Source organism: Streptomyces pseudovenezuelae (genome assembly GCF_001513955.1).
GTDB classification, from domain to species: domain Bacteria; phylum Actinomycetota; class Actinomycetes; order Streptomycetales; family Streptomycetaceae; genus Streptomyces; species Streptomyces pseudovenezuelae.
Map to the genome: position 1 here is coordinate 181,983 of NZ_KQ948144.1, position 24,749 is coordinate 206,731.

Genomic DNA, 24,749 nt, shown 5'->3' on the forward strand with positions numbered 1-24,749 from the left:
GCCTGCTGCCTGGACTATTCCCCCTTCGCGGGAAGCGATGGGGACACTCCGTCTGGATGCCCGGGTCGGTCGGTTGGCTCAGTGCGAGCACTCACATGTTCGGCTCTTCTGCTGGCGACCGCCTGGCAGACGGCGAGTGAGCAGACCTCCGCGGCCTCGTGTTCCCAGAAGCGAAGAACTAGCCATCCTGCTTCCTTGAGACGTTGATCGGTGTCACGGTCACGCTCCATGTTGCGAAGCACTTTCTCAGACCAGTAGCCGGGATTCGTCTTCGGCGGAACATAGTGCTGGGGGCAGCCGTGCCAGTAGCAGCCGTCAATGAAGACGGCGACTTTGGCAGGCCGGAAGACCATGTCGGCAGTTCTGCGAAGGTCCGGCAGAGGACGTGCGGCGACGCGGTATCGCAGCCCCTGTGCGTGCACTAGTCGGCGGATCAGCTTCTCAGGCTTTGTGTCACGGCTTCGGATCGCCTGCATGTTGCGGCGCCGGGCTGCGGAGGAAGCCCAGGAGCCCTCGGGCGCTTCCCATTCGAGATCTTCGGGCACACCGTTGAGCCTAGTCCTGCCGCCGGGCAGCGGGCAGATGGTTCCACGCGGATGAGTCTTGACAGGGGCGGTGATCGGAATGTCGGGACCTGCGGCTCTCCGAAGCCTGGGCGTCATAAATAACTGGTCTGCCGCGGCGTAGGTCTGGCAGTGACCAGTGACCAGTGACCAGTGACCAGTGACCAGTGACCAGTGACCCAGGGCCAGCTCGGCCATCGTGCCCCTCTCTGCTTGGTTGCTGTTGGGCCGCCCGCTTCTTTGCAGTCTCGTTCCTCCACGGCCTGCCTCAAGGGCGCTCTCTGCGGTCGCGTCGCCTTCGGCGATCGGCCTGCGGCCGACCCTTGACCCAGTCCGCTCCAGCACGGGGGAGAAGCGAGCGGGCGGCCCGGAGGGATGGGTGGCCCAGGTGAGTTGCAGTGGGGTTGGCTGCCCTGTGCACCGGAGTCGGGGGAGGCGCTGTCGCGTTTCGATGGCACGCCGGGTTTGTTCAGCGGCTGACGGCCGGTGGGAGCGCGGGTGTGTGTCGGGTGGGCTGAAGAGTGCGCCCCCGGCCGAAGCCCCCGGGTGGCTACCCGTCGCGGATATCTTGTCCGCCATGACTCAGATCCCGAGAAGCGGTCAGCATCATGAGCCCCTGGTTGGCAGGGTGGTAGTCGTGACCGGTGCAGCCCGAGGGCAAGGGGCCGCCGAGGTTGCCGCGTTGGAGCGGGCCGGGGCCACGGTGGTGGGTGCTGATGTGCGGCCGGAGGGCAATGAGTGCCGGCAGCTTGATGTCAGTAGTGAGGCCGACTGGGCTGAGTTCGCCGCTGAGCTCAAGGAGGCGTACGGCCAGGTGCACGGGCTGGTCAACAACGCCGGGATCATTCAGCGGGATCGGATCGGCAGTGTGCGGGCCGAGGACTTCGCGCAGGTGCAGGCCGTGAATACCGTTGGGCCGTTGCTGGGGATTCAGTACCTTGCGCCGCTCATGCCGCCCGGCTCGTCCATCGTGAACGTCGGATCGTCGGCTGCGCTCACCGGGTACTACCCCGTCGCCTATACCGCCAGCAAGTGGGCTCTGCGCGGGGTGTCCAAGGTTGCCGCCATGGAGTTGGGGCCTCGGGGGATTCGGGTCAATACCGTGCATCCCGGGTACATCGAGACCGAGATGACTGCCGGGGCCACAGAGGCTTTCCGGGACGCGACAATCGGGGAGACGCCGTTGGGGCGGAGCGGAACCGTTGATGACATCGCTCCGCTTGTGGTGTTCCTGCTTTCCGATCAGTCCTCGTTCATCACGGGGGCGGAGATACCCGTGGACGGGGGACTTACCGCGCACGGTGGGGTCAAGTCCATCTCGGATGCGATGAGGGCGGACTGACGGGGCTCGAGGTTCCGTTCCTGCTTCGTTGCCGTCGGGCTCGGGCCCGGGTCGGGGGCCCCAGGCCGGTGGGCACACTTCTCCAGTGGCAACCCCGCGTCCCCGGTCGGACAATGGAGTTCCGTTCAACGTAGTTGCGGGCTTACGGCTATACCCGGTTGCCCACCACTCGTTTCCACGATCCAGCCTTCAGTGCGGGCGCAGGCTGCCGCTTCTTCCGTTCAGCTCGGCAACTCGGCACAGCTCTGCACGGAGGTGTTTCCGTGATGACGAAAGCTGGCGAGCAGCAAGCTCCACCGCGCGACGAGGACCCGCCGTGCCTCACCGAAGCTCAGCGTGAAGCGTTCAAGGAGAACGCTGCCGCCCTCGGGAAGGCCGAGGAGCGGCTCCGGGCGGCCCAGCGAAAGGCCTCGGCAAGGCTGACGGAAGCGGGTATCAGCCGTGGCGCCGATGATGTCTTCGAAACGTGCCTGACCTGCGGATGTCAGGCGTATGTGGCGACACCTCACCGCCCCGCCGCCGATTGCCGGAGAGAACACTGCGGGCATTCCCTGGCCTGCCATCGTTGGTGAGGTGGCTCGGCCGGTGGTCGGTGGTCGGTGGTCGGCGGTCGGTGGTGCGATGCGCGGTGCCGGGCCGCCATGACGCAGGGCGGCCCGGCACCGGATGACTGGACCGCTTACCTGACGTCGACGAAGTCGCCGGGTGCCGTTGCTGCGGCGGTGGTGGCGGTGCCGGCGAAGACGTAGCGGTAGTAACGTCGACCGTGGCCTTGGTGGTGGTCTTCAGGACGCCGGTGCTGTTCGTCTTGACGGTCTTGAGCGTGGTGTAGGTGTTGCTGCCCTTCTTGCGGAACTGGAGCTTCGCGGGCTGGGACACGTAGCCCGCGAACTTCCCCGTCTGCCAGTTCGCGCGGGCGAGCTTGCCCGTGACCGTGATGGTCTTGCCCTTCTTGACCGGCTCGGGTGTGGCGTTGGCGGTCAGCGTGGAGGCCTTCTTGATCGAGGTGGTGGCCACGTCGTCGTTGTAGCTGGCGTTCGCGTACAGGTCCCAGCCACCCAGGAACAGCTTCCAGGTCCCGGCCACGCCGTTGTCCTTCATGTCGGTGGCGGGGTGGATGTGGAAGACGGCCTTGCAGGTGTACGTGCCCTGGGTCGCCGTCTCCGTGCAGTTGGGGTCGTCGTCCGTCCCCAGGCCGCCGGTGATGCCCTCCGTGGTCGAACTGTCGGTTCCCTGCCACAGGAAGGCCTCGGTGAGGGCGACGCCGCTCTCGTCCGTGGCGGTGTAGGTGACGGTGACGGTCTTCGTGCCGGTGGTGCCGAGGACGATGTCCTTGCCCCCGTTGATGACCCCGTGCGAGAACTTCATGTTTCCCAACGAGTCCCTCGGCTGCACGGACTGCGAGGTGAAGGAACTGAGCTTCGCCTCCGCACCCGTCCGTACCGCCGCCTGGGCGGCCACCGGAAGAGCGAGCGCGGACAGAACGACGGCGCCGGAGACGACGGCGGCCGCAACGCGTATACGCATGAATCCCCCACGGGAAATTGAGAGGCCCGCCCCAAGTCCCCTCTTGGTCAGGCCTGTTGATCCCCGCATCCTATGGACAGACTTCACATTCAGTGAAGATCCTTTGGGTAAATAGTGTGTCTTTCCCGGCGCGTCTCGCCTACGCACCCTTGTCGTCGGTGAGATCGCGCCGATCTGTCGCCATTGGGTAGGGATTTCGTGAAAAGGCGGGTGCCCGTCCTGTGGGAGGCAGAGCATTCCGAGTGCACGTGTCATGTACCGGATCGACGGCATCGCACCACGGGAGCTGCGGATGAAGCGTTTACGGAGAACACAGCTGATCGGCGTAGGAGTCATGGCGCTGATGCTCGGTCTGGTCGCCGCGCCGACCGCGCAGGCGGCGCAGGACGAGGGGGCAACTGCCGCCGCTTCCGCGGCTGTTGAGTGCAGCGGCAGCTGGGACGGCAAGAACTACTGGGCCAAGAGCCCTTCAGGGAGCAGCGGGGGCGGCTACGCGCGCACCTACTGGAACGCCTCGACCAAGCGGAACTGCGCGAAGTTCTTCTCCAGCCCGTACGACGGGCTGGCGTCCAACATCACGCTGTATCTCTTCGACGAGAGCGGCGACTACTCCGCCGACCCGCCGCAGGAGCACCCGGCGAACTATCACTACTACGCCGGGCCGCTCTACACCTGGTTCGACGCGACCAACGAGTGCATCCACCTGGGCGGGTCACTGATCCGGGGCGGGGTGAAGTACACCCTCAGCACCCCGGACATCCGGTGCGGCTGATCCAGGGGCGTTGAACCGGCCGGCGGCACCGCTCACTTCATCGGTGCACCGACGCCGCCGTCACACAGCAAGGGGCCGAGGAATCAACTCGGCCCCCTCGCCGCGTCACTCCCCGTGGCACTCCCCGTACCCCCGCCCCGACCCGCACCAGCAAGCCGCCCCCCGCTGCGGCGGCCACTCCACCGCACGCCCCCGTGCCGCCAGGGTCGTCGCGTACTGGGGGAGCAGCGCGGTCTCCGCCGGGGACATGCCCTCCGAGGCCGCGAAAGCCTCGTAGGACGGGACCGTGCCGGTGACGATGCCGAGGTTCGCCGTGCCGGAGGCGGAGAGTTCGCGCAGGGACGCCTCTATCGTCGCCAGGTGTTCCTCGTGGGAGGGGTACTCCGAGGAGAGGGCGGGGTACGCCGCCACCAGTTCCGTCAGTTCGGACGCGGGCCAGTGCAGGACCGCCACCGGGAACGGACGCGACAACGCCGCCCGGAACGTGCCGAGTTCGGCGCGCAGGCGGGAGATCTCCGCCTCCAGTTCCGCCGGGTTCTCCGAGCCGAGGGACCAGACGCGCTTCGGGTCGTGCAGTTCGTCCAGGGAGACCGGGGAGGAGTGGAGGGTGTCCGCCAGGACGTCCCAGTCGTCGTGGGCCAGGCCCAGCATGCGGCGCACCCGGTGGCGGCCGAACAGCAACGGGTGGGTGGAGTACGGGGGTTCCGCCACGTCCGTCAGGAGCACCCGGGCCCCCTCCGTGAACGTCTCCTGCGCCTGCTCCAGCTCGTCGTGGGACTCCAGGGCCTCCGCGACGATCACCCAGGGGGCCGGGTCCCGGGGGGCCGCCGCGCGGACGCCCTCGATGATCGCGCGGGCCTCGGCCTCGTGGCCGTACTCCCAGAGGTTCGCGGCCTTCAGGGCGCGGACGAGAAAGGGGTTCTCCAGGCCCTCCTGTGTGGCCAGCAGGCGGTCGTAGAGGGAGGACGCGGCGGGGCGGTCGCCGGCCAGTTCCAGATGGGCCGCGGCCTGCAGGAGCAGGGCTTCGGCGTCCTCGGGATACCGGTCGGCGGTCCGCTCCAGGCGCGCCGCTTCGGCGTTGTGGTCGACGTTCTCGGCAGGCGTGTCGGGGCGCATGGGTGACACCGTACTGCCGATCAGTGACAAAGAAGAGAGAGGTGCAGGCCAGGGGACACGGGGACCCCGGGCCCGCACCCACGCCCTCAGATCGTCACGCCGTCGATCTGCAGCGTCTGCACCGCCTTCGCCGCGAACGGCACCGCCACCGACTTCCCGCTCAGGAAGGTATTGGAGTACGACGCGTACTTGTCGCCGCCCGTCGTGACCGTGTTCCAGCGCGGGACCAGGCCGCCGGAGCCGCCCGTGACCGTCGTGAAGCGGGACAGGTCGAAGGTCAGGGTCTGGGCCGAGGACGAGGTGTTCAGGGCCACGATGACCAGGCGCTTGGCCGAGGAGTCGTAGGCCGCGACCGCGTTGCTCACCCCCGTGTCGATGATCTTCATGCCGGGGCGGATGTGCCGGCTGAACTGGGCCAGCACGTAGTACTTCGTCTCGATCGCGCCGGCCTGGAGGGTGCCGGCGTCGTACTTGATCACGCCCCAGCCCGCCGTCGGGTCCATGACCTGCCAGTAGACCCAGGCCGTCGGGTGCAGCCAGCGGAAGTCGTAGAGGAGGTTGAAGGCCGTGGTGTAGCCGGTGCCGTCGCCGTCGCCGGTCTCGGAGTTCCACAGGGCCTTGCCCGCCGTGGTCACCACGTCCGTGTAGAGGAGGTCCCTGCGGCCGTCCGAGCCCTGGTAGCCGTGGACGTTGACCCGGTTCACGTACCCCTTAGTCGTCGAGCTGAAGGAGTTCCAGGTGGTGCGGGCGAGGTCGTAGCTGGTCTCGTCCGAGGCCGAGATCTTCACGCCGGTCAGTCCGCGGTTGTTCAACTCGCTGCGCAGGTAAGGCAGTACGGCCGACTGGACCGACGCGTCCATGTGGCAGCCCTCCTGCGTGCCGGTCGCCGTCCACCAGGACGAGGAGGGCTCGTTGAAGGCGTCGACCGTCGCGAAGTTCACGCCCCAGTTGTTCTTGGCGTACAGGGCGGTCGCGGCCAGGTGGGAGGCGTGCTGGCGGTAGTTCCAGGTCTGGAGGTTGTTGCCGCCGCCGGAGGCGCCCGAGGGGTTGTGGTTGCTGCACATCCACCACATCGGGGAGTTCGCGAAGAGCTCCGAGGTCGCGCCCCTCGACGTCGCCTTCACCAGCATCGCCCGCTGGTTCGCGTCCGCCGTCCAGTCCCAGGCACTCGACGTCGGGTCCTCGTTGTTCCAGTCCTGCCAGTAGCCCTCGATCTGCTTGAAGGCGGGGATGTTGGCCGACGCGACCATCGACTCGCCGTTCACGGAGTTCCAGCTGCTCGCGCCCAGGTTGTAGCGGGCGATGTTCAGGCCGAGGCCGGGCAGCGTGGTGCCGTTGTAGGACGTCGACTTGGTGGTGAAGAAGATGTCGGCGAAGTCGTCCCGGGCGCCGAACACGTTGGCCCACCAGGCCAGCGAGGTGCCCCAGCCCTCCCAGGTGCCGTACGACGTTCCCGGGCTCACGGCGATCGTGGCGTCCGCACGGGCGGTACCGGTGGCCAGCGCGCTGCCGAGGAGGGTGCCTCCTGCGGCTGTCAGCAGCGTTCTGCGTCGGATCATGGCTACTCCGAACTCCGATGGATCGACGCGGCCTTCTGACCCGCGTCGTGGCCTGCCCCGTTCATGCCACGTCGAAGCATCGGGTGTGGCCAGTGGGGTTGTCGAGGGTTCTGACAGCCCTTCTTACAACCAGTGGAGAAAGTGCGGTATGTCGAACGCGCCGACCGCCGCGCCCGCTCCGCGAGGCCCTCGCCCTGGCTACTTGCGGGCCCTGCCCTTATCGTGCGGGCGGCCCCGTCCGAGGAGGCGTGACCCATGCGGCAGCGCATCATGCACCACGGTGCCCGGCGTCGGCGCGAGCGTCGCCGGCGCGCGGTGTGGACCGGCGGCGAACTGCTCGTCACCACGGGCGTCGTCCTGCTGCTGCTCGTCGCGCACCAGCTGTGGTGGACCAACCGGGAGGCCCGGGAGGGCGCCCAGCGCAGGGTCGAGGCGCTGGAGCGGGAGTGGGCGCGGGGTGGGGGAACGGACTCCGGGTCCCAGGAGTCCGAGGAGTCCCGGGAGTCGGAGGCGTCCCGGGGGACCGGGGTGTCCGGGGAACCCCGCGAGTCCCCCTCCGGTCAGGATCTCCGTGCCGCCCCCGGCTCCGCCGCCGTGACCCCGGACCTGTCCCAGGCGTACGCCGTCCTCAGCATCCCCCGGCTCCACCTCCGCGTTCCCGTCGCCGAGGGCGTCGGCAAGCGGAACGTCCTCAACAAGGGGTACGTCGGCCACTACCCCGGCACCGGGCAGCCGGGCGCGGCCGGGAACTTCGCGCTCGCCGGACACCGCAACACCCACGGCGAGCCCTTCCGGTACATCAACCGGCTCGTGCCCGAGGACACCGTCCGGGTGGAGACGCGGAGCGCGGTCTACACGTACGCCGTGGACCGGACTCTGCGCCAGACCTCGGCCCGCGACTCGGGAGTGATCGGCCCGGTCCCGCGCTCGACACTGCACCCCTCCTACGGGTACACCGCGCCCGGTCACTACCTCACCCTCACCACGTGCACCCCCGAGTACACGTCCCGGTACCGGCTGGTGGTGTGGGGCAAGCTCGTGTCGACGAGGCCGCGTTGACGGCCACAGTGCTCGCGCAACTCTCACGGTGCGGCCGCGTCTGGCGGCTTCAGCGCCCGCTCAGCCCTCACCCTGGGGCTGCGTACGACGGGTTCACCGCTCCTGCGACGGCGTGGGGGCTTCACTGCTTGCTCAGCCCCCGCCCCGCGCCCGTGTCGGCGGCGTCAGGGTTCCCGTCGTCCCGGCCTCGCGCTCGCGCCGACGGCGGGTCCGTTCCCGCAGCCCCCACCCCGCGCCCGCGCCGACGGCGTCACCGTCCCCGCAGTCCCCACCCCGCGCCCGTGTCGGCGGCGTCAGGGTTCCCGTCGTCCCGGCCTCGCGCTCGCGTCGGCGGCGGGTCCGTTCCCGCAGTCCCCGCCCCGCGCCCGTGTCGGCGGCGTCACTGTTCTCGCAGTCCCGGCCTCGCGCCCGCCTCGGCGGCGTAACCGTTCCCGCAGTCCCCACTCCGTGGCCGCGTCGGCGGCGTCAGGGTTCCCGTCGTCCCGGCCTCGCGCCCGCGCCGACGGCGTGACCGTTCCCGCAGTCCCCACCCCGCGTCGGTGACGTCACCGTCCCCGCAGTCCCCACCCCGCGCCCACCTAGACGACCTAACCGTCCCCGCAGCCCGCAGCCCCCACCCCGCACCCGCCTACACGACCTCGACCTCACCGTTCCCGCAGCCCCACCACGCTCGCGGCCGCCACCAGCGCGAGGCCCGCTGACACCAGCATCGCGATGTCCGCGCCGTGGGCGAGGCCGCCGCCGCAGGAGGTGGCGATCGCGATGGTCAGAGCGACTCCGGCGCAGGAGCCGATGTAGCGGAAGGTCTGCTGGGCGCCCGAGCCCATCGCCGCCCGTGCCGCCGGGACGGACTCCACGGCGAGCAGCGGGAGCGCCGCGTTGAGCAGGCCGCTGCCGATGCCGGCGATCACCAGGCCCGGCAGCAGCCGTACCCAGGAACCCGCGTCGAGCGAGCCCAGCATGGTCAGTACGCCCGCCGCGTGAAGGAGGAAGCCGATCGCGAGTTGCCAGCGCGGCGGTACCCGGCCCGCCAGGCGCCGGACCTGGAGGGCGACCGCGAAGGACAGGCCGGACCAGAGGAGGAAGAGCCAGGCGGTGTCCATCGCGGACAGGCCGACGGTCTGCTGGAGGAGGGCCGGGAGGAAGCTGAACAGGCCGATCACCGCGAGCCCCGTGAACAGGCCGCTGGAGGAGGAGGCGAGGAAACGGCGGTGGCGCAGCAGGCCCAGGTCGATCATGGGGGTGGCCGAGCGGCGCTCCACCGCGGCGAACCCGGCGAGCAGGACCACGAACGCCAGCAGCAACAGGCCGACCGGTGCCCGAAGCCAGCCGTCCCGGCCCAGCGTCAGGGCCGCGACCAGGGCGACCAGGGCGAGCCCGAAGGTCACCGCGCCGGCGAGATCGGGGCGGCCGCCGCGCGGGGCCCGGGACTCCGAAAGGAAGCGGGCGGACAGGGCGGCCACGAGCACGGCGGCGGCGCCGAGGACGCCGTAGGACACTCTCCAGTTCGGCATCGCGCCGCTCAGCAGCGGGCCGACCGCGATGCCGCCGCTCACGAACGCGCCCCACACGCCGGTCGCGTGCAGGCGGCCCCTGGGTGAGGGGAAGGCGTGGACGATCAGGCCGAGGCTGCTCGCGAGGAGTGCCGCGCTGGCCGCGCCCTGGGCGATCCGGGCCAGCGTGAACAGCCAGGTGGACGAGGTCAGGGCGCCGAGGGCCGTGGTGAGGCCGAGCGCCAGGGTGCCCGCGACGAAGATCCGGCGGCGGCCGTAGTCGTCGGCGAGGCTGCCGGCGACCAGGAGGAGGGCGGCGAGGCCGAGCGGGGTGCCGTTCAGGAGCCAGGCCTGGGCGGACAGCGGGGTGTGCAGGTCGGCGGCGACGTCGGGGAGCGTGACCATCGGCGCGGTGTACGTCATGAGGGCCACGGCGGTGGCGGCGCTGGTCAGGGTGAGCGTGGCGGTGGAGTGCGCGGGAGACGCCTGGGGAGCCTCGGCGGCGTTCACCTCAGTGAGAGTTCGTTCATTGAACCTTGGCATGCCAAAAACCGTAGCAGAGTAGGTTCTGTCATTGAACCCACGGCCGGAAAATGGTTACAGTGGGCGTCATGGCACTGGGCAAGGACTACGCGACACAGGAATGCTCGATCGCCCGCGCGCTGGAGATCGTCGGCGAGCGCTGGACCCTGCTCGTCGTCCGCGACGCCCTCTACGGCGTCCGGCGCTACAACGACTTCCTTGTCCACCTCGGCATCCCGCGCGCGGTCCTCGCCACCCGCCTCCAGATGCTCACCGAGGAGGGGATCCTGGAGAAGCGCCGCTACCAGGAGTCCCCGCCGCGCGACGAGTACGTCGCCACCGACCGCGGCATCGCCCTGTGGCCCGCCCTGCGCGCCCTCGGCCGCTGGGGCCGCGAGCACCACGGCGAGAGCGCGCTGCGCACCTTCCACCACGCCGAGTGCGGCACCGAACTCGGCTCCTACGGCGAATGCCCCGCCTGCGCGACCGTCGTACCGGTCGAGGACGTCCTCATGGCGCCTGGCCCCGGACTCGACCCGGACCCGGCCGACCCGGTCAGCCGGGCGCTGCTCCAGCCCCGGAGGCTCCTTCAGCCGATCGTGGTCGATCAGGTATAACCGGGGGAGGACCGCAGCGAGAGGGGGAGTGGCCGTGATGCGCAACTGGACGACACCGCGTCCCGCCGCCGTGCTGCTCCTGCTCCTCCTCGATGTCGTCCTCCTCGACGCCGGCAGCCTCTCCGCCGCCGTCGCGCTCGCCGCCACCGCCGCGGCCGGCTCCGCGCTCGCCGCCTGCTCGCTGATCGCCTCGCGCTGCGCGCCCGCCGTACCGCCCACCCGGGTCCGTACCGCCATCCGCGACCGAGCCCGCCGTACGGCCTTCCTCGCGCAACGCGACCCCGACGCCAAGGGCCGCCCCCGCCCCCGAGCGCCCGGTCACGCCCTCCCGGCGACCGCCGCGTAGGGGCTCACTCCTGTACGGACACCCCCGCGCGGGTCGTCATGCCGCCTTCTCTCTTCCGGCACGACGAGACCCCCGGAGGGCTCACCCATGTCCGTCTTCGCTGATCTGGTCCAACACCTCGCCGACCTGCTGCACCCTCTCTTCGGCGCCACCGCGGCCGCCGCCGCGATCGTCCTGTTCACCGCTTTCGTACGACTGCTCGTGCACCCCCTGTCCCGCGCCGCCGCCCGTGGCCAGAAGGCCCGCACCAGGCTCCAGCCGAAGATCGCCGAGCTGCGCGGCAGGCACAAGGGCGACCCCGAGAAGCTGCAGAAGGCGGTGATGGCCCTGCACGCCGAGGAGAAGGTCTCACCGCTGTCCGGATGTCTGCCCGGACTGTTCCAGCTCCCCGCGTTCTTCCTGCTCTACCACCTCTTCTCCAACACGACGATCGGCGGGAAGGCGAACGAACTGCTCAGCCACGAGCTGTTCACCGCACCGCTCGGCGGCCGCTGGGCGGACGCCCTCGGCGACGGTGGGGTGTTCGGCGGCGCCGGACTCGTCTACGCCGGGCTGTTCGTCGTGGTCGCCGCCGTCGCGACCTTCAACTTCCGCCGTACGAAGCGGATGATGGCCGCCAACCCGGTCGTGCCGGGTGCCCCCGCGGGCCCGGGCGCGGAGGCGGTGCCCGGGGTCGGTGCGGTGAGCAGGCTCATGCCCTTCATGTCCTTCTTCACCCTCTTCACCGTGGCGGTGGTGCCCCTGGCCGCCGCGCTGTACGTGGTGACCAGTTCGACGTGGGCCGCGGTCGAGCGGGCCGCCCTCTACCGCTGACCGGTCCAGTCCGTGAACCGGGTATTGCGGACCGGACGCCCAGCTTGGAGGATCGACCAGTCATCCGATGGCTGCACCCGTCGGGGGACGCCCCGCGATCGAGGGAGATTGTGATCATGAAGTTGCTGCGAGTCGGTACGGCGGGAACGGAGACGCCCGCGCTGCTCGACGCCGACGGGGTCCTGCGGGACCTGTCCGGTGTCGTGGACGACATCGACGGGACGCTGCTCGCCGACGACGCGGCACTCGGCCGGGTCCGCGCGGCCGCGGAGGCCGGGGACCTGCCCGCGCTGGACGCCACGGGGCTCCGCGTCGGGCCGCCGGTCGCCCGGATCGGGAAGATCGTCTGCATCGGGCTGAACTACCACGACCACGCGCGCGAGACGGGGGCCGAGCCGCCCGCCGAGCCGGTGATCTTCTTCAAGGCCGCGGACACCGTCGTCGGACCGTACGACACCGTGCTGGTCCCCCGCCGGTCGGTGAAGACCGACTGGGAGGTCGAGCTGGCGGTCGTGATCGGGCGTACGGCCCGGTATCTGGCGTCCCCCGAGGAGGGGCTGGCCCATGTCGCCGGATACGCGGTGGCGCACGACGTGTCCGAGCGGGAGTTCCAGATCGAGCGCGGCGGGACGTGGGACAAGGGGAAGAACTGCGAGACCTTCAATCCCCTGGGGCCCTGGCTGGTGACCGCGGACGAGGTTCCCGATCCGCAGAGCCTGTCCCTGCGGCTGTGGGTCAACGGAGAGCAGAAGCAGAACGGCACGACCGCCGAGCAGATCTTCCCCGTCGGTGAAGTGGTGCGGTACGTCAGCCAGTTCATGACCCTGTACCCCGGGGACGTGATCAACACGGGCACGCCGGCCGGGGTCGCGATGGGGGAGCCCGAGCCCAAGCCCTATCTGCGGGCCGGGGACGTGGTGGAGCTGGAGATCTCGGGGCTCGGGCGTCAGCGGCAGGAGTTCAAGGACGCGTAGACGCTCCGCTGGGAGAACCCGGGACTGCGCGTTGTTCGGCGGGTGCGACTCCGATGTGGCTTGTCGCGCAGTTCCCCGCGCCCCTGAAGGCCGTACCTCACCCCAGTAGAGATGCGAGCGTGCGCCAGGCCTCCCTCGGAAGGCTGTGGCGCGGGGCGCCGTCCACGATCTGCAGGGCCACGTGGTCCGCGCCCGCCTCGATGAACTCGTCGACGCGGGCGCGGATCCTGTCGTCCGTGCCCCAGGCGAAAACCGCGTCGACCAGGCGGTCGCTGCCGCCGTCCTTCAGGTCGTCCTCCGTGAAGCCGTTGCGGAGGAAGTTGTTGGTGTAGTTGGGCAGGCCCAGGTAGACGGCCAGGGAGCCGCGGGCCAGGGTCCGGGCCCGCGCGGGGTCGGACTCCAGGACGACCTTCAGCTCCGGGGCCAACAGGGGCCCCTCGCCAAGGAGTTCCCGGGAGCGTGCCGTCTGGTCCGCGGTGATCAGGTACGGGATCGAGCCCGCCGCGCGGTCCCGGGCCAGCTCGACGGTCCTCGGGCCCAGCGCGGCCAGGGCGCGGCCCTCGGCCGGGACGCCCGCCTCGTCCAGGGCGTCCAGGTAGGCCACCAGCGCCGAGTACGGGCGCCGGTACTGCTCGGCGAGCTTGGCGTGGCTGACGCCCAGGCCCAGGGCGAAGCGGCCGGCGTGGGCGGCGTTCAGGTCGGTGAAGCTCGCGGCGGCGGCCTTGGCCTCGTGGTCCCAGATGCTCTGGATGCTGGTGCCGACGACGATCCGGGACGTCGCCTCAAGCAGCGGGGCGGCGTTGGCGGCCGAACTGCTGCCGCCCAGCCAGATCGCGCCGAACCCGAGTTCCTCCAGCTCGGCGGCGGCCTCGGCGCGTTCGCCCCGCAGGGAGGGGTCCTCCCCGCGCAGCCCGCCGCCGTTCCAGATGCCGTACTTTCCGATGGTCTCCTTCATGGCAGGTGCCAACGCGCCAGGGCCCGGCGCTAATCCCTGTTCCGCGGAAGGCTCTTGTCCAAGAACTCCTCCAGCGCCTCGACCACGAAACGGTGGTCGTGGAGCTGGGGCAGGCCCGAGACGGTCACCGTGCCGACCACACCCACGCCCTCCACCGTGATGGGGAAGGAGCCGCCGTGGGCCGCGTACGCGTCCGGGTCCAGGCGCGAGGACTCCTCGAAGGTGCTGCCCTTGGCGCGGAAGCGGGCGCCGACCAGGTACGAGGCGGCGCCGTAACGCTCCACGACCCGGCGCTTGCGGTCGATCCAGGCGTCGTTGTCCGGGGTGGAACCCGGCAGGGCCGCGTGGAAGAGCTGCTGGCCGCCGCGGTGGATGTCGACGGCCACCGGAGCCTGCCGCTCCCTGGCCATCTCCACCAGCAGGGAGCCCAGCGCCCACGCGTCCTCGTACGTGAACTGCCGGAAGACCAGGCGGCGTTCCTGCGCCTCCAGCTCCTCCAGGGGAGGGGTGAGTTCCGGCTGGAACTTCGGGGTCAGCCCGGTGTTGTGCGTCACAGCTGCACCGCCACTCCGTCGCGGGCCGAACGGCGCGCCGCCTCCAGTACGTCGAGGGCGGCGGCCGCCTCCAGCGCGGTCACCGGGTTGGTGCCGTCGCCGGAAAGGGCCCTGGCCACGGCCGCATAGTAAGCGGGGTAGTCGCCGGGGAGGGTGGGGACGGGACTGCCGCCGCCCGTCACGGGGGACTCTCCCGCGCCCAGCCGGCCCCACAGTTCCTCCGGCTCGCGACCCCAGTCGGCCGCGGTGCCGGGACGCTCGCCCTCCCGCAGGGCCGCCTCCTGCGGGTCCAGGCCGTACTTCACATAGCCCGCCTTGGAGCCCAGCACCCGGAAACGGGGGCCGAGTTGGGCGGTGGTTGCGGAGACGTAGAGGTGGGAGCGGACGCCGCTCGCGTGGGTGATCGCGAGGAACGTGTCGTCGTCGATCTCGGCGCCCGGGCGGCGGACGTCCGCCTCGGCGTACACGGAGGCGGCGGGCCCGAACAGGGTCAGGGCCTGGTCGACGACATGGCTGCCGAGGTCGTAGAGCAGACCTCCGATCTCTTCCGGGTCGCCGGACTCGCGCCAGCCGCCCTTGGGCTGCGGCCGCCACCGCTCGAAACGGGACTCGAAGCGCCATACGTCGCCCAGTTCGCCCTCGTCGAGGAGGTGGCGCAGGGTCAGGAAGTCGTTGTCCCAGCGCCGGTTCTGGAAGACGGACAGGAGCAGGCCGCGCTCCTCGGCGCGGGCGGCGAGCTCGCGGGCCTCGGCCGCGGTGCCGGCGATCGGCTTGTCGACCACGACCGGGAGGCCGGCCTCCAGGGCGGCGCCGGCGAGCGGGACGTGCGTCTTGTTGGGGGACGCGATGACGATCAGGTCCAGGTCGCCGGCGCGGGCGAACAGCTCGTCGGTGCCCGCGACCGTACGGACGTCCGGGAACTCGGCGCGGGCCTGTTCCCGCCGCTCGGGGTTCGAGGTCACCACGGTGTCGAGGGTCAGGCCCTCGGTGGCGGCGATCAGCGGGGCGTGGAAGACGGAGCCCGCGAGGCCGTAGCCGACGAGGCCCACGCGGAGGTCAGCAGCAGTCATGCCCTCCACTTTCGCAACGGTGTTGCCAAAGTGCAAGCGTGACGGAGAATGGCAGGCGTGAACAGGACGAACGGCGGCGTCAACCTCCTGGCCCCGCGCAGCCACAACACCGCGCTCGTGCTCGACCTGCTGCGGGGCGCGGGTGCCGGGGGAATCAGCCGACTGGAGCTCGCCGAGCGGACCGGGCTGACCCCGCAGGCCGTCAGCAAGATCACCGGACGGCTGCGGGAGGCGGGCCTCGCGGTGGAAGCGGGACACCGGGCCTCGACGGGCGGCAAGCCACGGACCGTCCTGCGCCTCGTACCCGCGGCGGGGCACGCGGTCGGCATCCACCTGGACCGGGACGCGCTGCGCACGGTGCTGGTGGATCTCGCGGGGACGGTGGTGGGCGAACGACGTGCCGCGCTGGACCTGGGGGCGGGTGCGGAGGCCGTCGTGGCGGCGGTCGCCGGGGAGGCCGAGGCACTGGTGACGGGGGTGAGCGGCACCGGGCCCGCCGCGCCGCAGCTCGCTGCCGGCTCCCTCTCCGCCCTCCTCGGGGTCGGCGTCGCCCTCCCCGGCCCCCTCGACCACACCCGGGGCGTGCTGCACCGCGTCACCGGTTTCCCCGAGTGGGACGGCTTCCCCCTGCGGGACGCGCTCGCGCGGCGGCTCGGGGTGCCCGTCGCGGTCGACAAGGACACCAACGCGGCCGCGCTCGGGCTGGCGGTCGCGGGGGAGCGCGGGTCGTTCGCGTATCTGCACCTCGGTACGGGGCTCGGTGCCGGGCTCGTCATCGGCGGGACCGTGCACCGGGGTGCCCGGACCGGGGCCGGGGAGTTCGGACACCAGGTCGTCCAGCTCGACGGGCCGCCCTGCGGCTGCGGCGACCGGGGCTGCGTCGAGGCGCTGTGCCTGGCGGCGGTGGCCCGCGGCGACCTCGCCGAGGCGGCACGGGTCCTCGGCATCGCGGCCGGCAACCTCGTCGCCCTGCTCGACATCGACCTGGTCCTGCTGGGCGGCCGCACCGTCACCGGCGCCCCGGACCCGTTCCTGCGAGGCGTCGAAGCCGTCCTCGACGCACGCGCCCGGCACACCGGCGAGCCACCGATCCCCGTCCGCACCGCACCCGACGAGGTTGCCGAGGGCGCGGCCCAACTCGTCCTGTCCCCACTCTTCGGCCGCGCCGACGCCTGACGGACTGCGCGATTGGGCGCAGGCGCTCCGCTCGAATGGCTCCGGCTGGTGGGTGTGCGGTGCGCGGTGCGGGGTGCGCGGTGCGCGTGGGCGAGTGGGCACGGGGTGGGCTGCTGCGGGCGCCTACGTCCGGTGGGGGCTGTTTCGGGCCGGGGCGCTTCCATGCGGCGGGAGGCGGTCAAGCGTTGGCGCTCCGCCCGAACGGCACCGGCCGGGGCGGCTGAGCGGGTACGCCGTGGGCTGTTCGGGCTGTGGCCGGGCGGGTCGGTTGTGGCGCGCCGGGACGCTTTCGCGCGGTGGGGTGCGGTCCGGCGTAGGCGACCGGCCCGAATGGTCCCGGCGGGTCGGTCTCGGGCCTGCGTCCCCGAGCGGGTGGGGCGGGGGCCGCTCGGGGCCCTACGTGCGGTGGGGGCTGGTCGGGACTGTCTGGGGTCCGAGTTTCGGGCAGGTTGGGCGTGGCTCGCCGGGATGTCCTCGTGCGGTGGGGTGCGGTCCGGCGCAGGTGAACTGCCCGAACGGCCCCGGCCGGTCGGTGTCTGGCCCGGGCGGCCGAGCGGGTACGGCGTGGGCCGCTCCGGGCCGGGGGCGGGCGGACCGGGAGTAGCGCGCTGGGATGTCTTCATGCGGTGGGGTGCGGTCCGGCGCAGGTGAACTGCCCGAACGGCCCCGGCTGGTCGGTCTCGGGCCTGCGTGGCTGAGCGGCTCGGGGCCCTACGTCCGGTGAAGGCTGGGGGGACTCTCTCGGGCAGGTCGGGTGTGGCAAGCCGCAGCGGTATGCGGTGGGCGGCCTTCGCCGGGCTGTCGCGCGTGTGGGGTTCCGCCGTCGGACGGCACGGCTCGCTCAGCTCCGCAAGCGGTAGGCGCGTGCGGCGGGGCGGCCGTGCCCCGCGTCCGCTGATCGAGGGGACTTCGAGAGGCGTGCGGAGCGGCATCGCCCGGTGGTTCGTCCCGCCCGGCATGGTCATGTGTTCATGCGACGGTATGTGCACGGTCATGCGCCCACCCTTCTCGGCCTCGCGGCGGCAGCCGCCCTGATGTCCGCGCCCCCGGCGACAGCCGGCCCCGGCGGCCCGTCCTGCGACCCCGCCGGCCGGACCTTCCCGCTCACCACCCGTATCCATGGCGGCCCCGCCGTCTACGAGGCCGGTGGCGGCTTCGCCACCTGGTACCTGGACCTCGTCAACACGACCCCGCACACCTGTGCCGGGGTCCACCCCGTCGTCGTCCTGGTCGACGAGCGCCACGCCCTGAAGCCCGCGCAGCCCCGCCTGGAGTTCTACGACGGCACCCGCACCCACCCCGTCCGGTTCGAGTCCACCGACGAGGACGAACTCGTCGGGGCGTTCGGCGGCGCCGGGCTCACCGTCGGCCCCGGAAAGACCGTCACCGTGAAGGTACGGCTCGCGGTCGCCGAAGACGCCGTACCGAACGAGGTCACCGCCAACGCGGCCGTCGTCCAGCGGCACGGCGACGACGGCGACTGGGTGGGGCAGTCCAACGACTACCGCTTCGGCATCGGCTCCGCCGCGAACCCGACGTCCGACACCACCCCCACCCCCACCCCGGACGGCCTGCCCTTCACGGACGCGGCCGAGGAACTCGCCAGCACCGGCCCCGCCGCGGCCGCCGCCGCCCTCGCGACCGTAGCCCTCCTCCTGGTCACGGCGGGCGCGATCCTCCGGGCCCGCGGCCGCCGCTGACCCCAGACCTTCCCGGACCTGCCCCCAACCGGCCATTCCCCCAAGATCCGGCCACTGTCTAGGCTGGGGCCGACGCAGCACGGCGTACACGCGTACGGCAGGAGATCCCGCACATGGCAGACCGCAGGCCCATCGATTCGTGGCTCACCGACATGGACGGTGTACTCATCCACGAGGGCGTACCGATCCCCGGCGCCGACGCCTTCCTCAAGAAGCTCCGTGAGTCCGGCAAGCCCTTCCTGGTGCTGACCAACAACTCCATCTACACCCCGCGTGACCTGCACGCCCGCCTGCGCCGCATGGGCCTGGACGTCCCGATCGAGAACATCTGGACCTCCGCCCTGGCCACCGCGCAGTTCCTGGACGACCAGCGGCCCGAGGGGACGGCGTACGTCATCGGCGAGGCGGGTCTGACCACCGCCCTGCACGACATCGGCTACATCCTCACCGACCACGAGCCGGACTACGTCGTCCTCGGCGAGACCCGCACCTACTCCTTCGAGGCCATGACCAAGGCGGTCCGGCTCATCAACGACGGCGCCCGTTTCATCTGCACCAACCCCGACGAGACCGGGCCCTCGGCGGAGGGCGCGCTGCCCGCCACCGGTGCCGTCGCGGCCCTGATCACCAAGGCGACCGGCAAGCAGCCGTACTTCGCGGGCAAGCCCAACCCGCTGATGATGCGCACCGGCCTCAACACCATCGGCGCGCACTCCGAGACCAGCGCGATGATCGGCGACCGCATGGACACCGACGTCCTGGCCGGCATGGAGGCCGGCATGCAGACCTTCCTGGTGCTCACCGGCCTGACCCGGCCCGAGCAGGTCGAGGACTTCCCGTACCGGCCCTCGAAGGTCGTGGACTCGATCGCGGACCTCGTCGACCGCATCTGAGAGCCGACCGCACCCGAACGGAGCAACGCGGCGGCTCCCCGGGATGCGGGCCCGGGGTCCCCGGGGGACTCTCCAGATATCTGGAGGTTCACGATGGGTTCACTACGCCTCACTCTCTGTACCGCGGTCCTGGCCGTCGCCGCCCTCGCCCCGGCCGCGCAGGCGGCCCAGGCGGCCCAGGCGGCCCAGGCGGCGGACGGCGACGGTGTGTCGGTGACCCCGTCGACCCCCGCCCCCGGCGCCGATCTCACGCTCCGGGTGACCGGCTGCGCGGGCCGGACGGCCACCGCCGCCTCGGCCGCGTTCGTCGCGGACGCCCGGCTGACCGGGGCCGGCGGCAGTCTCGCCGGCGAGACCCGTGTCCGCTCCTCGGTCGAGCCCGGCCCCTACGACGTGCGGATCACCTGCGCCGACCTGGAGGTCAAGGGCAGGATCACCGTCGCGGCGGCGCAGGGCGGCACGGCCCCGGCGACCCCGGCCGCCCCCGTCGACGCCGGTGGCGGCTGGACCGCCACCCATCTCTCCGCCATGGAGCCCCACGCCGTCGCGCCCGGAACCGGGCACGCGGTGACGGGCCTGGTGCTCGCCGGGGTCGCGGCGGTGGCCGTGGTGCTGCGCCGCAGCCGCCGGAGTTGCCGGACGGACTGACCGGCGATGTCCGACCGCTTCCTCGACCAGGACGGCGTCCCCGCCCTCGGCGGCCACACCTCCGGGACCGGACGGCTGCTGACCGGCGTGACCTGGGCCGTGCTGCTGCTAGGGCTGTGGCTGTGGGGGTGCCAGGTCACGGACGTACGGCACGGCACGTCCGCGCCGGTCACCGGTGACCTGGCCGCGGTCGGGCGCCCGCCCGGGGCCGTCGAACTGCCGCCCGCCGCACGGCCCCTGACGGGAGCGCGGCCGCAGCGCCTCGACATCCCGGACCTCAAGGTGCAGGCGCCCGTGGTGGCCCGCGGTCTGGACGGCCGGGGCGCCCTCGACCCACCGCCCTTCGACCAGCCCGGTGTCGTCGGCTGGTACGCGGCCGGCGCGAAACCCGGGGCCGCCGGGACCGCGCTGATGGTGGGCCACGTCGACACCGAGACCCGGCCCGCTGTCTTCCACCGGCTCGGCACCCTGAGACCGGGCGAGACGGTCCGGGTGATCCGTGACGACGGCAGGGTCGCCGAGTTCACCGTCGACGACGTGCGCGTCCTCGACCGCGCGGGCTTCGACGCCCACCAGGCCTACGGCCCGCGCCGGCCGGGCCGCGCCGAACTGCGCCTGATCACCTGCGGCGGCACCTTCGACCGGGCGAGCCGCAGCTACACGGCGAACGTGATCGTCTCGGCGTATCTGACCGGCACCGGCCTGTAGGGCTCCCCTGGCCGTCACCTGGCCCGGTCGGCGACCCGCTCCCCCCGAAGCCGCCGACCGGGCTGGTCCTCGACCGCACGCGCGCGGGCTGCGGGAGTAACCCGGCGACGGCGCGGGAGGCCTGGAGGCTCGGTGGTGATCACTGCGGCCAGGGGCTGGGGCCGTAACCGTATGAGAAGACTCTAGAACGGATGAGCGCCCCGGCCTAGAGGCTGATGGACGCCAAGTCCCGTGCTGTGGCTCTCCGTCATACGCCCTGGTGGTCCAGTGTGCTACGCGGGCCCGTCGGCGCTCGGGCCGGTCTCCCGGCGCAGTTCGGCGTCGTCCGCGGCACCCTCGATGACCGCGCTCGCCACCCGGTCCAGGGGCAGCCGGTGGCGTCGGGCGTACTGCCGCAGCGCGATGAACGCCTGGTCGGCGGGGACGCTCCAGCGCTCGGCGAGCATCCCCTTCGCCTGCTCGATGCGGACCCTGCTGGACAGGGCCTCCTGCAGCTGACCGGACAGGGTGCGGTAGCGGGCGTAGGTGTGACGGTTCTGCAGACCGAGGGCGGCGGCGTCGGCGAGGGCCTGGGCGACATGGAGCTCGGAGGTGACGTCGCCGGCCGGGGAGGTGTCGGGCAGCGTGGGCGCGAACACGTTGAGGGCGCCCAGCAGGCTCTCGCTGCGGCGCAGCGGGACCGCGAACGTGGTCACGATGTCGTGCCGCAGGGCCCTTTCGGTGAAGTCGGGCCAGCGGGCGGCCGCGTGGGCGACCCGTATGGAGACCGGCGGTACGGGCTGTCCCGAGCCGTAGCTGTCCAGGCAGGGACCGCCGCCGTGCTGCGCCTCCAGCAGATCCAGCGCCACCTGCTCGTGCCGGCTGCTGGCGGCCAGCGACACCGACCGGCCGCCGTCGATGAGCATCACCCCCGCCGCCCGCGCGTCGAGCAGTTCCACGCAGTGGTCGGAGACCCGTTGTAAGTACCGGGTGGCCTCGAAGCCCTCGACGAGGGTGTCCGCGGCCTCCACCAGTGCCGAGGCCAGCCGGATCTCCCTGGTGGCGTACCGCATCGCTGAGCACTCTCCTCCATCGACGAGCGCCCCCGTACGGCGCGCCCCTACCCCGACCTTCCAGGCTGTAACAGCTCCTGGACAAGGCTCCGGCGAGCTCGTGGGCGGCGCGAGCGGTGTGTCACGATTGAGACTTGCCACAGTGCACCCAGGGGGGAATTGGATGTACGTCAGCAGGGGGGCCACGACGGCAGCCCGCGCACGGGCGTCCGCGGCGGTGCTGGGGGCGGCACTGCTGCTCGCCGCGTGTTCGTCGTCGGAGGATCCGAAGCAGGAGGGCGACGGCGACAAGGCCGGCGCCGGGATCACCCAGCAGCCCAAGGAGGCCGACCCGTTCTGGGTCAACCCGGACGGCAACGCGGCCAAGCAGGTCGCGGCGTACCGGAAGAGCGGCAAGGACGACGAGGCCGGACAGATCCGCAAGATCGCCCAGCAGCCGACCGGCGAGTGGATCGGCCCGGAGAACCCGGAGCAGGAGGCGCGCGGCTTCACCGAGGCCGCGGACAAGGCCGGCCGTACGGCCCTTCTCGTGCTCTACAACATCCCGCACCGCGACTGCGGCCAGTACTCCCAGGGCGGTGCCGCCGACGGCAACGCCTACCGGACCTGGATCGACGGTGTGGCCGCCGGCATCGGCGACCGCTCGGCGACGGTGATCCTCGAACCGGACGCCGTCCTGCACCTGGTCGACGGCTGCACCAAGGACGAGTTCCACGAGGAGCGCTACGACCTGCTCACCGGCGCCGTCGAGAAGCTCAAGTCCCTGAAGAACACGAAGGTCTACCTGGACGCGGGCAACGCGGGCTGGGGCCACCCCGACCAGATCTTCGAACCCCTGAAGTGGGCGGGCGTCGCCAAGGCCGACGGCTTCTCGGTGAACGTCTCCAACTTCTACTCCACCAAGGACTCCATCACCTACGGCAAGCAGCTCTCCGCGAAGGTCGGCAACAAACACTTCGTCATCGACACCAGCCGCAACGGCAACGGCCCGTACAAGGACGGCGACGAGAACGAACGCTGGTGCAACCCGCCGGGCAGGGCGCTGGGGGAGACGCCGACCATAAAGACGGCGGACCCGCTGGTGGACGCCTACCTCTGGGTCAAACGCCCAGGAGAGTCGGACGGCGAATGCAAGGGCGGCCCGAAGGCGGGCCAATGGTGGGCCGACTACGCGTTGAAGCTGGCGCGGGGTTCGGGCACCTAGGCTGCATCGCTCCGACGTCTCGGTCAGTTGCTCGGAGGTGTCCGTCCGTCGGCATGGCGCTCGCACACCACCCCGTCCCGCTCTCCGTCGTACAAGTCAGGCGCTCACCTGTGCGTGCGGCCGGGGCACCGCCTGCAGGGCGATGTCGACGGTGGTGTGGAGGGCCGCACGGGTCGCGCCGGCGGCCGCGTGTACGGCATTGCCTTCGCTGACGACCATGACATAGCGGGCAAGGGCGTGCGGGTCGGTCCCCGCGGGCAGGTCGCCCTCCTCGACGGCGCGGGCCAGACGCTGCGCGAGGGCGTGCTCGCCGGCGAGGCGGCTGTCGGCCAGGAACCGGGCGATGCGGCCGCTGTCTCCGCCCTCGGCCAGGCCGCCCTGCACGGACAGGCATCCGGAGGGGCGGTCGGGGCGGGTGAGTGCGTCGGCGTTGGCACGGAGGAAGGATTGGATGACCGCATAGGCGGTCGGCTCCGCGAGAGCCTCGCGGGCGTAGGCCATGTCCGCCTCGGCGTAGCGGGCGACGGCGCGGTGGAAGAGCTGCTCCTTGTTGCCGAACGCCGCGTACATGCTCGTGCGGTTGATGCCCATCGCCTCGGTGAGGTCGGTGAGCGACGCGCCGTCGTAGCCCTGGCGCCAGAAGACCTCCACCGCACGGTCCAGCGCGGCCTCCACGTCGAAGCCGCGGGGTCTGCCGCGTACCGCCATGAAGCCCTCCTGTGTCGGCTCCCGAAATTTTAACCGAGCGGTACGGAATAGCTGCCCCGGTGTCGCGGTTCTCCACGGATGAACGACTTGAGTACCGAGCGGTACAGAAATGGAGAACCCCTCATGGGTCAGCTCGACGGCAAGACCGCCCTCGTCACCGGTGCCACGTCCGGCATCGGCCTGGCCGCCGCACGACGGCTCGCTGCGGAAGGCGCCCAGGTCTTCCTCACCGGCCGCCGGCAGCAGGCGCTCGACGAGGCGGTGGCCTCCATCGGCGACCGCGCCAAGGGAGTACGAGCCGATGTCGCCGACCTCGGCGACCTCGACCGCCTCTTCGACCAGATCCAGCGGCACGGCAGCCTCGACATCGTCTTCGCCAACGCGGGCGGCGGAGAGTTCGCGGCCCTGCCCGACATCACCTGGGACCACTACGCCGACACCTTCAACACCAACGTCGCGGGCACCCTGTTCACCGTGCAGAAGGCGCTCCCGCTGCTCCGCCCGGGCGCGTCGGTCATCCTGACCAGTTCCAACATCGACACCAAGGGCGCTGCCTCGTTCAGCGTCTACGCCGCGACCAAGGCCGCGCTGCGCTCCCTGACCCGCAGCTGGGCGGCGGAACTCGTCACCCGCGGCATCCGCGTCAACAGCATCGCCCCCGGCCCGATCGAGACGCCCGGCCTCAGCGGTCTCGCGGGCACCCCCGAGGCTGCCGAACAGCTGCTTGAGGGCCTCGCCGCCGGCGTCCCCATGCAGCGTCTCGGCCGCCCGGAGGAGATCGCCGAGACGGTCCTCTTCCTCGCCGGTGAGGCCAGCAGCTACATGACCGGTGCCGAGATATACGTCGACGGCGGCGCAAGCCAGATCTGACCAGCACCACAGCCGCCCATCCCCCTCCACACACCTGACACGAGCGCACGGGACGGCCTGCCGAGCTCTGCCGAGCCGGCCGGTCGCCCCTGCCGCTCCGGACACCCTTGAAGGCCCCATGCGCAACGTGACCGACCTGCTCGCGGCCAACCTGCACGAAGTCTTCGGCAACCGCGACGCCGCAACCCGCCGCGCGGCCATCGACCGCATCTACACCGAGGACGTCGTCTTCACCGATCCGGAGGGCGCCACCACCGGACGCGACGCCATCGCGGACAAGGCCGCCGCTCTTCTTGCCGACGCCCCCGCCGACTTCGAGTTCACCGAGGACGGTCGGCGCTACGCCGGCCCCCGCACCGGAGCACTCGCCTGGGCCTTCGGTCCGCCCGGCAGGCCCGCCGTCCGCGGGATCGACGTCATCACCGTCCGCGACGGAAGGATTGCCGCCATCATGACGATGTTCACCGCCTGACCACCGGCACGGTGCGATGTGACGGGACACGCCCCA

General features: G+C 71.5%; 25 protein-coding genes and 1 pseudogene. 15 read left to right on the forward strand and 11 right to left on the reverse strand.

The genetic code is table 11. The features are described from left to right. Nucleotides 1-14: 14 nt before the first annotated feature. Nucleotides 15-476 (reverse strand): very short patch repair endonuclease, encoded by a 462-nt coding sequence (locus AQI94_RS42415; protein WP_234438780.1) that lies wholly within the window; start codon nt 474-476, stop codon nt 15-17. A 664-nt stretch (nt 477-1,140) separates the two neighbouring features. On the opposite strand from AQI94_RS42415, the gene AQI94_RS00790 reads away from it, so the two are divergent. Continuing rightward, on the forward strand, nt 1,141-1,905 hold the full coding sequence (locus tag AQI94_RS00790; protein WP_031041805.1) for an SDR family NAD(P)-dependent oxidoreductase: 765 nt from the start codon (nt 1,141-1,143) through the stop codon (nt 1,903-1,905). Between the two features lie 221 nt (nt 1,906-2,126). On the opposite strand, the gene AQI94_RS44495 is transcribed toward AQI94_RS00790, so the two are convergent. Next, a complete protein-coding gene (locus AQI94_RS44495) occupies nt 2,127-2,468 on the reverse strand; it encodes a hypothetical protein (protein WP_158806215.1) in 342 nt (113 codons plus the stop codon). Between the two features lie 116 nt (nt 2,469-2,584). Continuing rightward, a pseudogene (locus AQI94_RS00795) lies at nt 2,585-3,432 on the reverse strand (hypothetical protein). Between the two features lie 292 nt (nt 3,433-3,724). On the opposite strand from AQI94_RS00795, the gene AQI94_RS00800 reads away from it, so the two are divergent. Then, on the forward strand, nt 3,725-4,204 hold the full coding sequence (locus AQI94_RS00800; RefSeq protein ID WP_225890129.1) for a hypothetical protein: 480 nt from the start codon (nt 3,725-3,727) through the stop codon (nt 4,202-4,204). Between the two features lie 105 nt (nt 4,205-4,309). On the opposite strand, the gene AQI94_RS00805 is transcribed toward AQI94_RS00800, so the two are convergent. After that, entirely contained in the window at nt 4,310-5,320 is a 1,011-nt protein-coding gene (locus tag AQI94_RS00805) for an SEC-C domain-containing protein (RefSeq protein ID WP_031041800.1), read from the reverse strand. An 86-nt stretch (nt 5,321-5,406) separates the two neighbouring features. After that, nucleotides 5,407-6,879 carry a glycoside hydrolase gene (locus tag AQI94_RS00810; protein ID WP_031041798.1) on the reverse strand — a complete coding sequence of 491 codons (1,473 nt, stop codon included), beginning with the start codon at nt 6,877-6,879 and terminating at the stop codon, nt 5,407-5,409. 255 nt (nt 6,880-7,134) lie between these two features. Between AQI94_RS00810 and AQI94_RS00815 the strand changes: the two genes are divergently transcribed. Beyond that, a complete protein-coding gene (locus tag AQI94_RS00815) occupies nt 7,135-7,938 on the forward strand; it encodes a class E sortase (protein ID WP_031041795.1) in 804 nt (267 codons plus the stop codon). Nucleotides 7,939-8,582: 644 nt separating this feature from the next. Here AQI94_RS00815 and AQI94_RS00820 read toward each other — a convergent pair. Continuing rightward, complete coding sequence (locus AQI94_RS00820; RefSeq protein ID WP_031049215.1) at nt 8,583-9,974, reverse strand: MFS transporter; 1,392 nt, start codon at nt 9,972-9,974, stop codon at nt 8,583-8,585. A gap of 68 nt (nt 9,975-10,042) precedes the next feature. Between AQI94_RS00820 and AQI94_RS00825 the strand changes: the two genes are divergently transcribed. The 4 genes from AQI94_RS00825 to AQI94_RS00840 all read left to right on the forward strand — a co-directional run bounded on the left by AQI94_RS00825 (nt 10,043) and on the right by AQI94_RS00840 (nt 12,703). Further along, on the forward strand, nt 10,043-10,570 hold the full coding sequence (locus tag AQI94_RS00825) for a winged helix-turn-helix transcriptional regulator (protein WP_031049214.1): 528 nt from the start codon (nt 10,043-10,045) through the stop codon (nt 10,568-10,570). Nucleotides 10,571-10,607: 37 nt separating this feature from the next. After that, the gene (locus AQI94_RS00830) at nt 10,608-10,916 is read left to right on the forward strand and encodes a DUF6412 domain-containing protein (RefSeq protein WP_404817872.1); all 309 of its coding nucleotides are present in this window, start codon (nt 10,608-10,610) and stop codon (nt 10,914-10,916) included. 87 nt (nt 10,917-11,003) lie between these two features. Further along, nucleotides 11,004-11,729, forward strand: coding sequence for a YidC/Oxa1 family membrane protein insertase (locus tag AQI94_RS00835; protein WP_031049210.1), 726 nt, complete (start codon nt 11,004-11,006; stop codon nt 11,727-11,729). A gap of 116 nt (nt 11,730-11,845) precedes the next feature. Then, complete coding sequence (locus tag AQI94_RS00840) at nt 11,846-12,703, forward strand: fumarylacetoacetate hydrolase family protein (protein WP_031049207.1); 858 nt, start codon at nt 11,846-11,848, stop codon at nt 12,701-12,703. A gap of 97 nt (nt 12,704-12,800) precedes the next feature. Here the strand turns inward: AQI94_RS00840 and AQI94_RS00845 are convergent, their stop codons facing one another. The 3 genes from AQI94_RS00845 to AQI94_RS00855 are packed head-to-tail and all read right to left on the reverse strand — an operon-like array spanning nt 12,801 to nt 15,282. Beyond that, nucleotides 12,801-13,658 carry an LLM class F420-dependent oxidoreductase gene (locus AQI94_RS00845; protein WP_031049205.1) on the reverse strand — a complete coding sequence of 286 codons (858 nt, stop codon included), beginning with the start codon at nt 13,656-13,658 and terminating at the stop codon, nt 12,801-12,803. Nucleotides 13,659-13,687: 29 nt separating this feature from the next. Beyond that, complete coding sequence (locus AQI94_RS00850; RefSeq protein WP_031049203.1) at nt 13,688-14,212, reverse strand: heme-degrading domain-containing protein; 525 nt, start codon at nt 14,210-14,212, stop codon at nt 13,688-13,690. After that, nucleotides 14,209-15,282, reverse strand: a complete 1,074-nt coding sequence (locus AQI94_RS00855; RefSeq protein WP_031049202.1) for a Gfo/Idh/MocA family oxidoreductase — start codon at nt 15,280-15,282, stop codon at nt 14,209-14,211. Before AQI94_RS00855 ends, AQI94_RS00850 begins: the two co-directional genes overlap by 4 nt. A gap of 48 nt (nt 15,283-15,330) precedes the next feature. On the opposite strand from AQI94_RS00855, the gene AQI94_RS00860 reads away from it, so the two are divergent. The 5 genes from AQI94_RS00860 (at nt 15,331) to AQI94_RS00880 (ending at nt 20,407) form a co-directional block, all read left to right on the forward strand. Continuing rightward, entirely contained in the window at nt 15,331-16,458 is a 1,128-nt protein-coding gene (locus tag AQI94_RS00860; RefSeq protein ID WP_031049201.1) for an ROK family transcriptional regulator, read from the forward strand. Nucleotides 16,459-17,429: 971 nt separating this feature from the next. Continuing rightward, nucleotides 17,430-18,158, forward strand: coding sequence for a hypothetical protein (locus AQI94_RS00865; RefSeq protein WP_031049200.1), 729 nt, complete (start codon nt 17,430-17,432; stop codon nt 18,156-18,158). A gap of 113 nt (nt 18,159-18,271) precedes the next feature. Beyond that, nucleotides 18,272-19,051, forward strand: coding sequence for an HAD-IIA family hydrolase (locus AQI94_RS00870; protein ID WP_031049199.1), 780 nt, complete (start codon nt 18,272-18,274; stop codon nt 19,049-19,051). Between the two features lie 93 nt (nt 19,052-19,144). After that, nucleotides 19,145-19,699, forward strand: coding sequence for a hypothetical protein (locus AQI94_RS00875; RefSeq protein ID WP_062229526.1), 555 nt, complete (start codon nt 19,145-19,147; stop codon nt 19,697-19,699). A gap of 6 nt (nt 19,700-19,705) precedes the next feature. Next, nucleotides 19,706-20,407, forward strand: a complete 702-nt coding sequence (locus AQI94_RS00880) for a class F sortase (protein WP_031049532.1) — start codon at nt 19,706-19,708, stop codon at nt 20,405-20,407. Nucleotides 20,408-20,679: 272 nt separating this feature from the next. Here the strand turns inward: AQI94_RS00880 and AQI94_RS00885 are convergent, their stop codons facing one another. After that, nucleotides 20,680-21,459 (reverse strand): GAF and ANTAR domain-containing protein, encoded by a 780-nt coding sequence (locus AQI94_RS00885; RefSeq protein ID WP_031049535.1) that lies wholly within the window; start codon nt 21,457-21,459, stop codon nt 20,680-20,682. A 163-nt stretch (nt 21,460-21,622) separates the two neighbouring features. Here AQI94_RS00885 and AQI94_RS00890 point away from each other — a divergent pair, with 163 nt between their 5' ends. Continuing rightward, nucleotides 21,623-22,663 (forward strand): glycoside hydrolase family 6 protein, encoded by a 1,041-nt coding sequence (locus tag AQI94_RS00890; protein WP_031049537.1) that lies wholly within the window; start codon nt 21,623-21,625, stop codon nt 22,661-22,663. Nucleotides 22,664-22,759: 96 nt separating this feature from the next. On the opposite strand, the gene AQI94_RS00895 is transcribed toward AQI94_RS00890, so the two are convergent. After that, a complete protein-coding gene (locus tag AQI94_RS00895) occupies nt 22,760-23,371 on the reverse strand; it encodes a TetR/AcrR family transcriptional regulator (RefSeq protein ID WP_031049540.1) in 612 nt (203 codons plus the stop codon). Between the two features lie 123 nt (nt 23,372-23,494). Here AQI94_RS00895 and AQI94_RS00900 point away from each other — a divergent pair, with 123 nt between their 5' ends. Beyond that, nucleotides 23,495-24,241, forward strand: a complete 747-nt coding sequence (locus AQI94_RS00900; RefSeq protein WP_031049542.1) for an SDR family NAD(P)-dependent oxidoreductase — start codon at nt 23,495-23,497, stop codon at nt 24,239-24,241. Between the two features lie 118 nt (nt 24,242-24,359). Further along, nucleotides 24,360-24,713, forward strand: coding sequence for a nuclear transport factor 2 family protein (locus AQI94_RS00905; RefSeq protein WP_031049545.1), 354 nt, complete (start codon nt 24,360-24,362; stop codon nt 24,711-24,713). Nucleotides 24,714-24,749: the final 36 nt, after the last annotated feature.

Coding starts and splice junctions, on each gene's coding strand:
- AQI94_RS00885 (WP_031049535.1), bottom strand. CDS start 21,459: ATGCGGTACGCCACCAGGGAGATCCGGCTGGCCTCGGCACTGGTGGAG.
- AQI94_RS00805 (WP_031041800.1), bottom strand. CDS start 5,320: ATGCGCCCCGACACGCCTGCCGAGAACGTCGACCACAACGCCGAAGCG.
- AQI94_RS00825 (WP_031049214.1), top strand. CDS start 10,043: ATGGCACTGGGCAAGGACTACGCGACACAGGAATGCTCGATCGCCCGC.
- AQI94_RS00815 (WP_031041795.1), top strand. CDS start 7,135: ATGCGGCAGCGCATCATGCACCACGGTGCCCGGCGTCGGCGCGAGCGT.
- AQI94_RS00895 (WP_031049540.1), bottom strand. CDS start 23,371: ATGGCGGTACGCGGCAGACCCCGCGGCTTCGACGTGGAGGCCGCGCTG.
- AQI94_RS00890 (WP_031049537.1), top strand. CDS start 21,623: ATGTACGTCAGCAGGGGGGCCACGACGGCAGCCCGCGCACGGGCGTCC.
- AQI94_RS00855 (WP_031049202.1), bottom strand. CDS start 15,282: ATGACTGCTGCTGACCTCCGCGTGGGCCTCGTCGGCTACGGCCTCGCG.
- AQI94_RS00865 (WP_031049200.1), top strand. CDS start 17,430: ATGCGACGGTATGTGCACGGTCATGCGCCCACCCTTCTCGGCCTCGCG.
- AQI94_RS00905 (WP_031049545.1), top strand. CDS start 24,360: ATGCGCAACGTGACCGACCTGCTCGCGGCCAACCTGCACGAAGTCTTC.
- AQI94_RS42415 (WP_234438780.1), bottom strand. CDS start 476: ATGCAGGCGATCCGAAGCCGTGACACAAAGCCTGAGAAGCTGATCCGC.
- AQI94_RS00900 (WP_031049542.1), top strand. CDS start 23,495: ATGGGTCAGCTCGACGGCAAGACCGCCCTCGTCACCGGTGCCACGTCC.
- AQI94_RS00845 (WP_031049205.1), bottom strand. CDS start 13,658: ATGAAGGAGACCATCGGAAAGTACGGCATCTGGAACGGCGGCGGGCTG.
- AQI94_RS00840 (WP_031049207.1), top strand. CDS start 11,846: ATGAAGTTGCTGCGAGTCGGTACGGCGGGAACGGAGACGCCCGCGCTG.
- AQI94_RS44495 (WP_158806215.1), bottom strand. CDS start 2,468: ATGGCAGGCCAGGGAATGCCCGCAGTGTTCTCTCCGGCAATCGGCGGC.
- AQI94_RS00860 (WP_031049201.1), top strand. CDS start 15,331: ATGGCAGGCGTGAACAGGACGAACGGCGGCGTCAACCTCCTGGCCCCG.
- AQI94_RS00810 (WP_031041798.1), bottom strand. CDS start 6,879: ATGATCCGACGCAGAACGCTGCTGACAGCCGCAGGAGGCACCCTCCTC.
- AQI94_RS00790 (WP_031041805.1), top strand. CDS start 1,141: ATGACTCAGATCCCGAGAAGCGGTCAGCATCATGAGCCCCTGGTTGGC.
- AQI94_RS00800 (WP_225890129.1), top strand. CDS start 3,725: ATGAAGCGTTTACGGAGAACACAGCTGATCGGCGTAGGAGTCATGGCG.
- AQI94_RS00880 (WP_031049532.1), top strand. CDS start 19,706: ATGTCCGACCGCTTCCTCGACCAGGACGGCGTCCCCGCCCTCGGCGGC.
- AQI94_RS00820 (WP_031049215.1), bottom strand. CDS start 9,974: ATGCCAAGGTTCAATGAACGAACTCTCACTGAGGTGAACGCCGCCGAG.
- AQI94_RS00875 (WP_062229526.1), top strand. CDS start 19,145: ATGGGTTCACTACGCCTCACTCTCTGTACCGCGGTCCTGGCCGTCGCC.
- AQI94_RS00830 (WP_404817872.1), top strand. CDS start 10,608: ATGCGCAACTGGACGACACCGCGTCCCGCCGCCGTGCTGCTCCTGCTC.
- AQI94_RS00835 (WP_031049210.1), top strand. CDS start 11,004: ATGTCCGTCTTCGCTGATCTGGTCCAACACCTCGCCGACCTGCTGCAC.
- AQI94_RS00870 (WP_031049199.1), top strand. CDS start 18,272: ATGGCAGACCGCAGGCCCATCGATTCGTGGCTCACCGACATGGACGGT.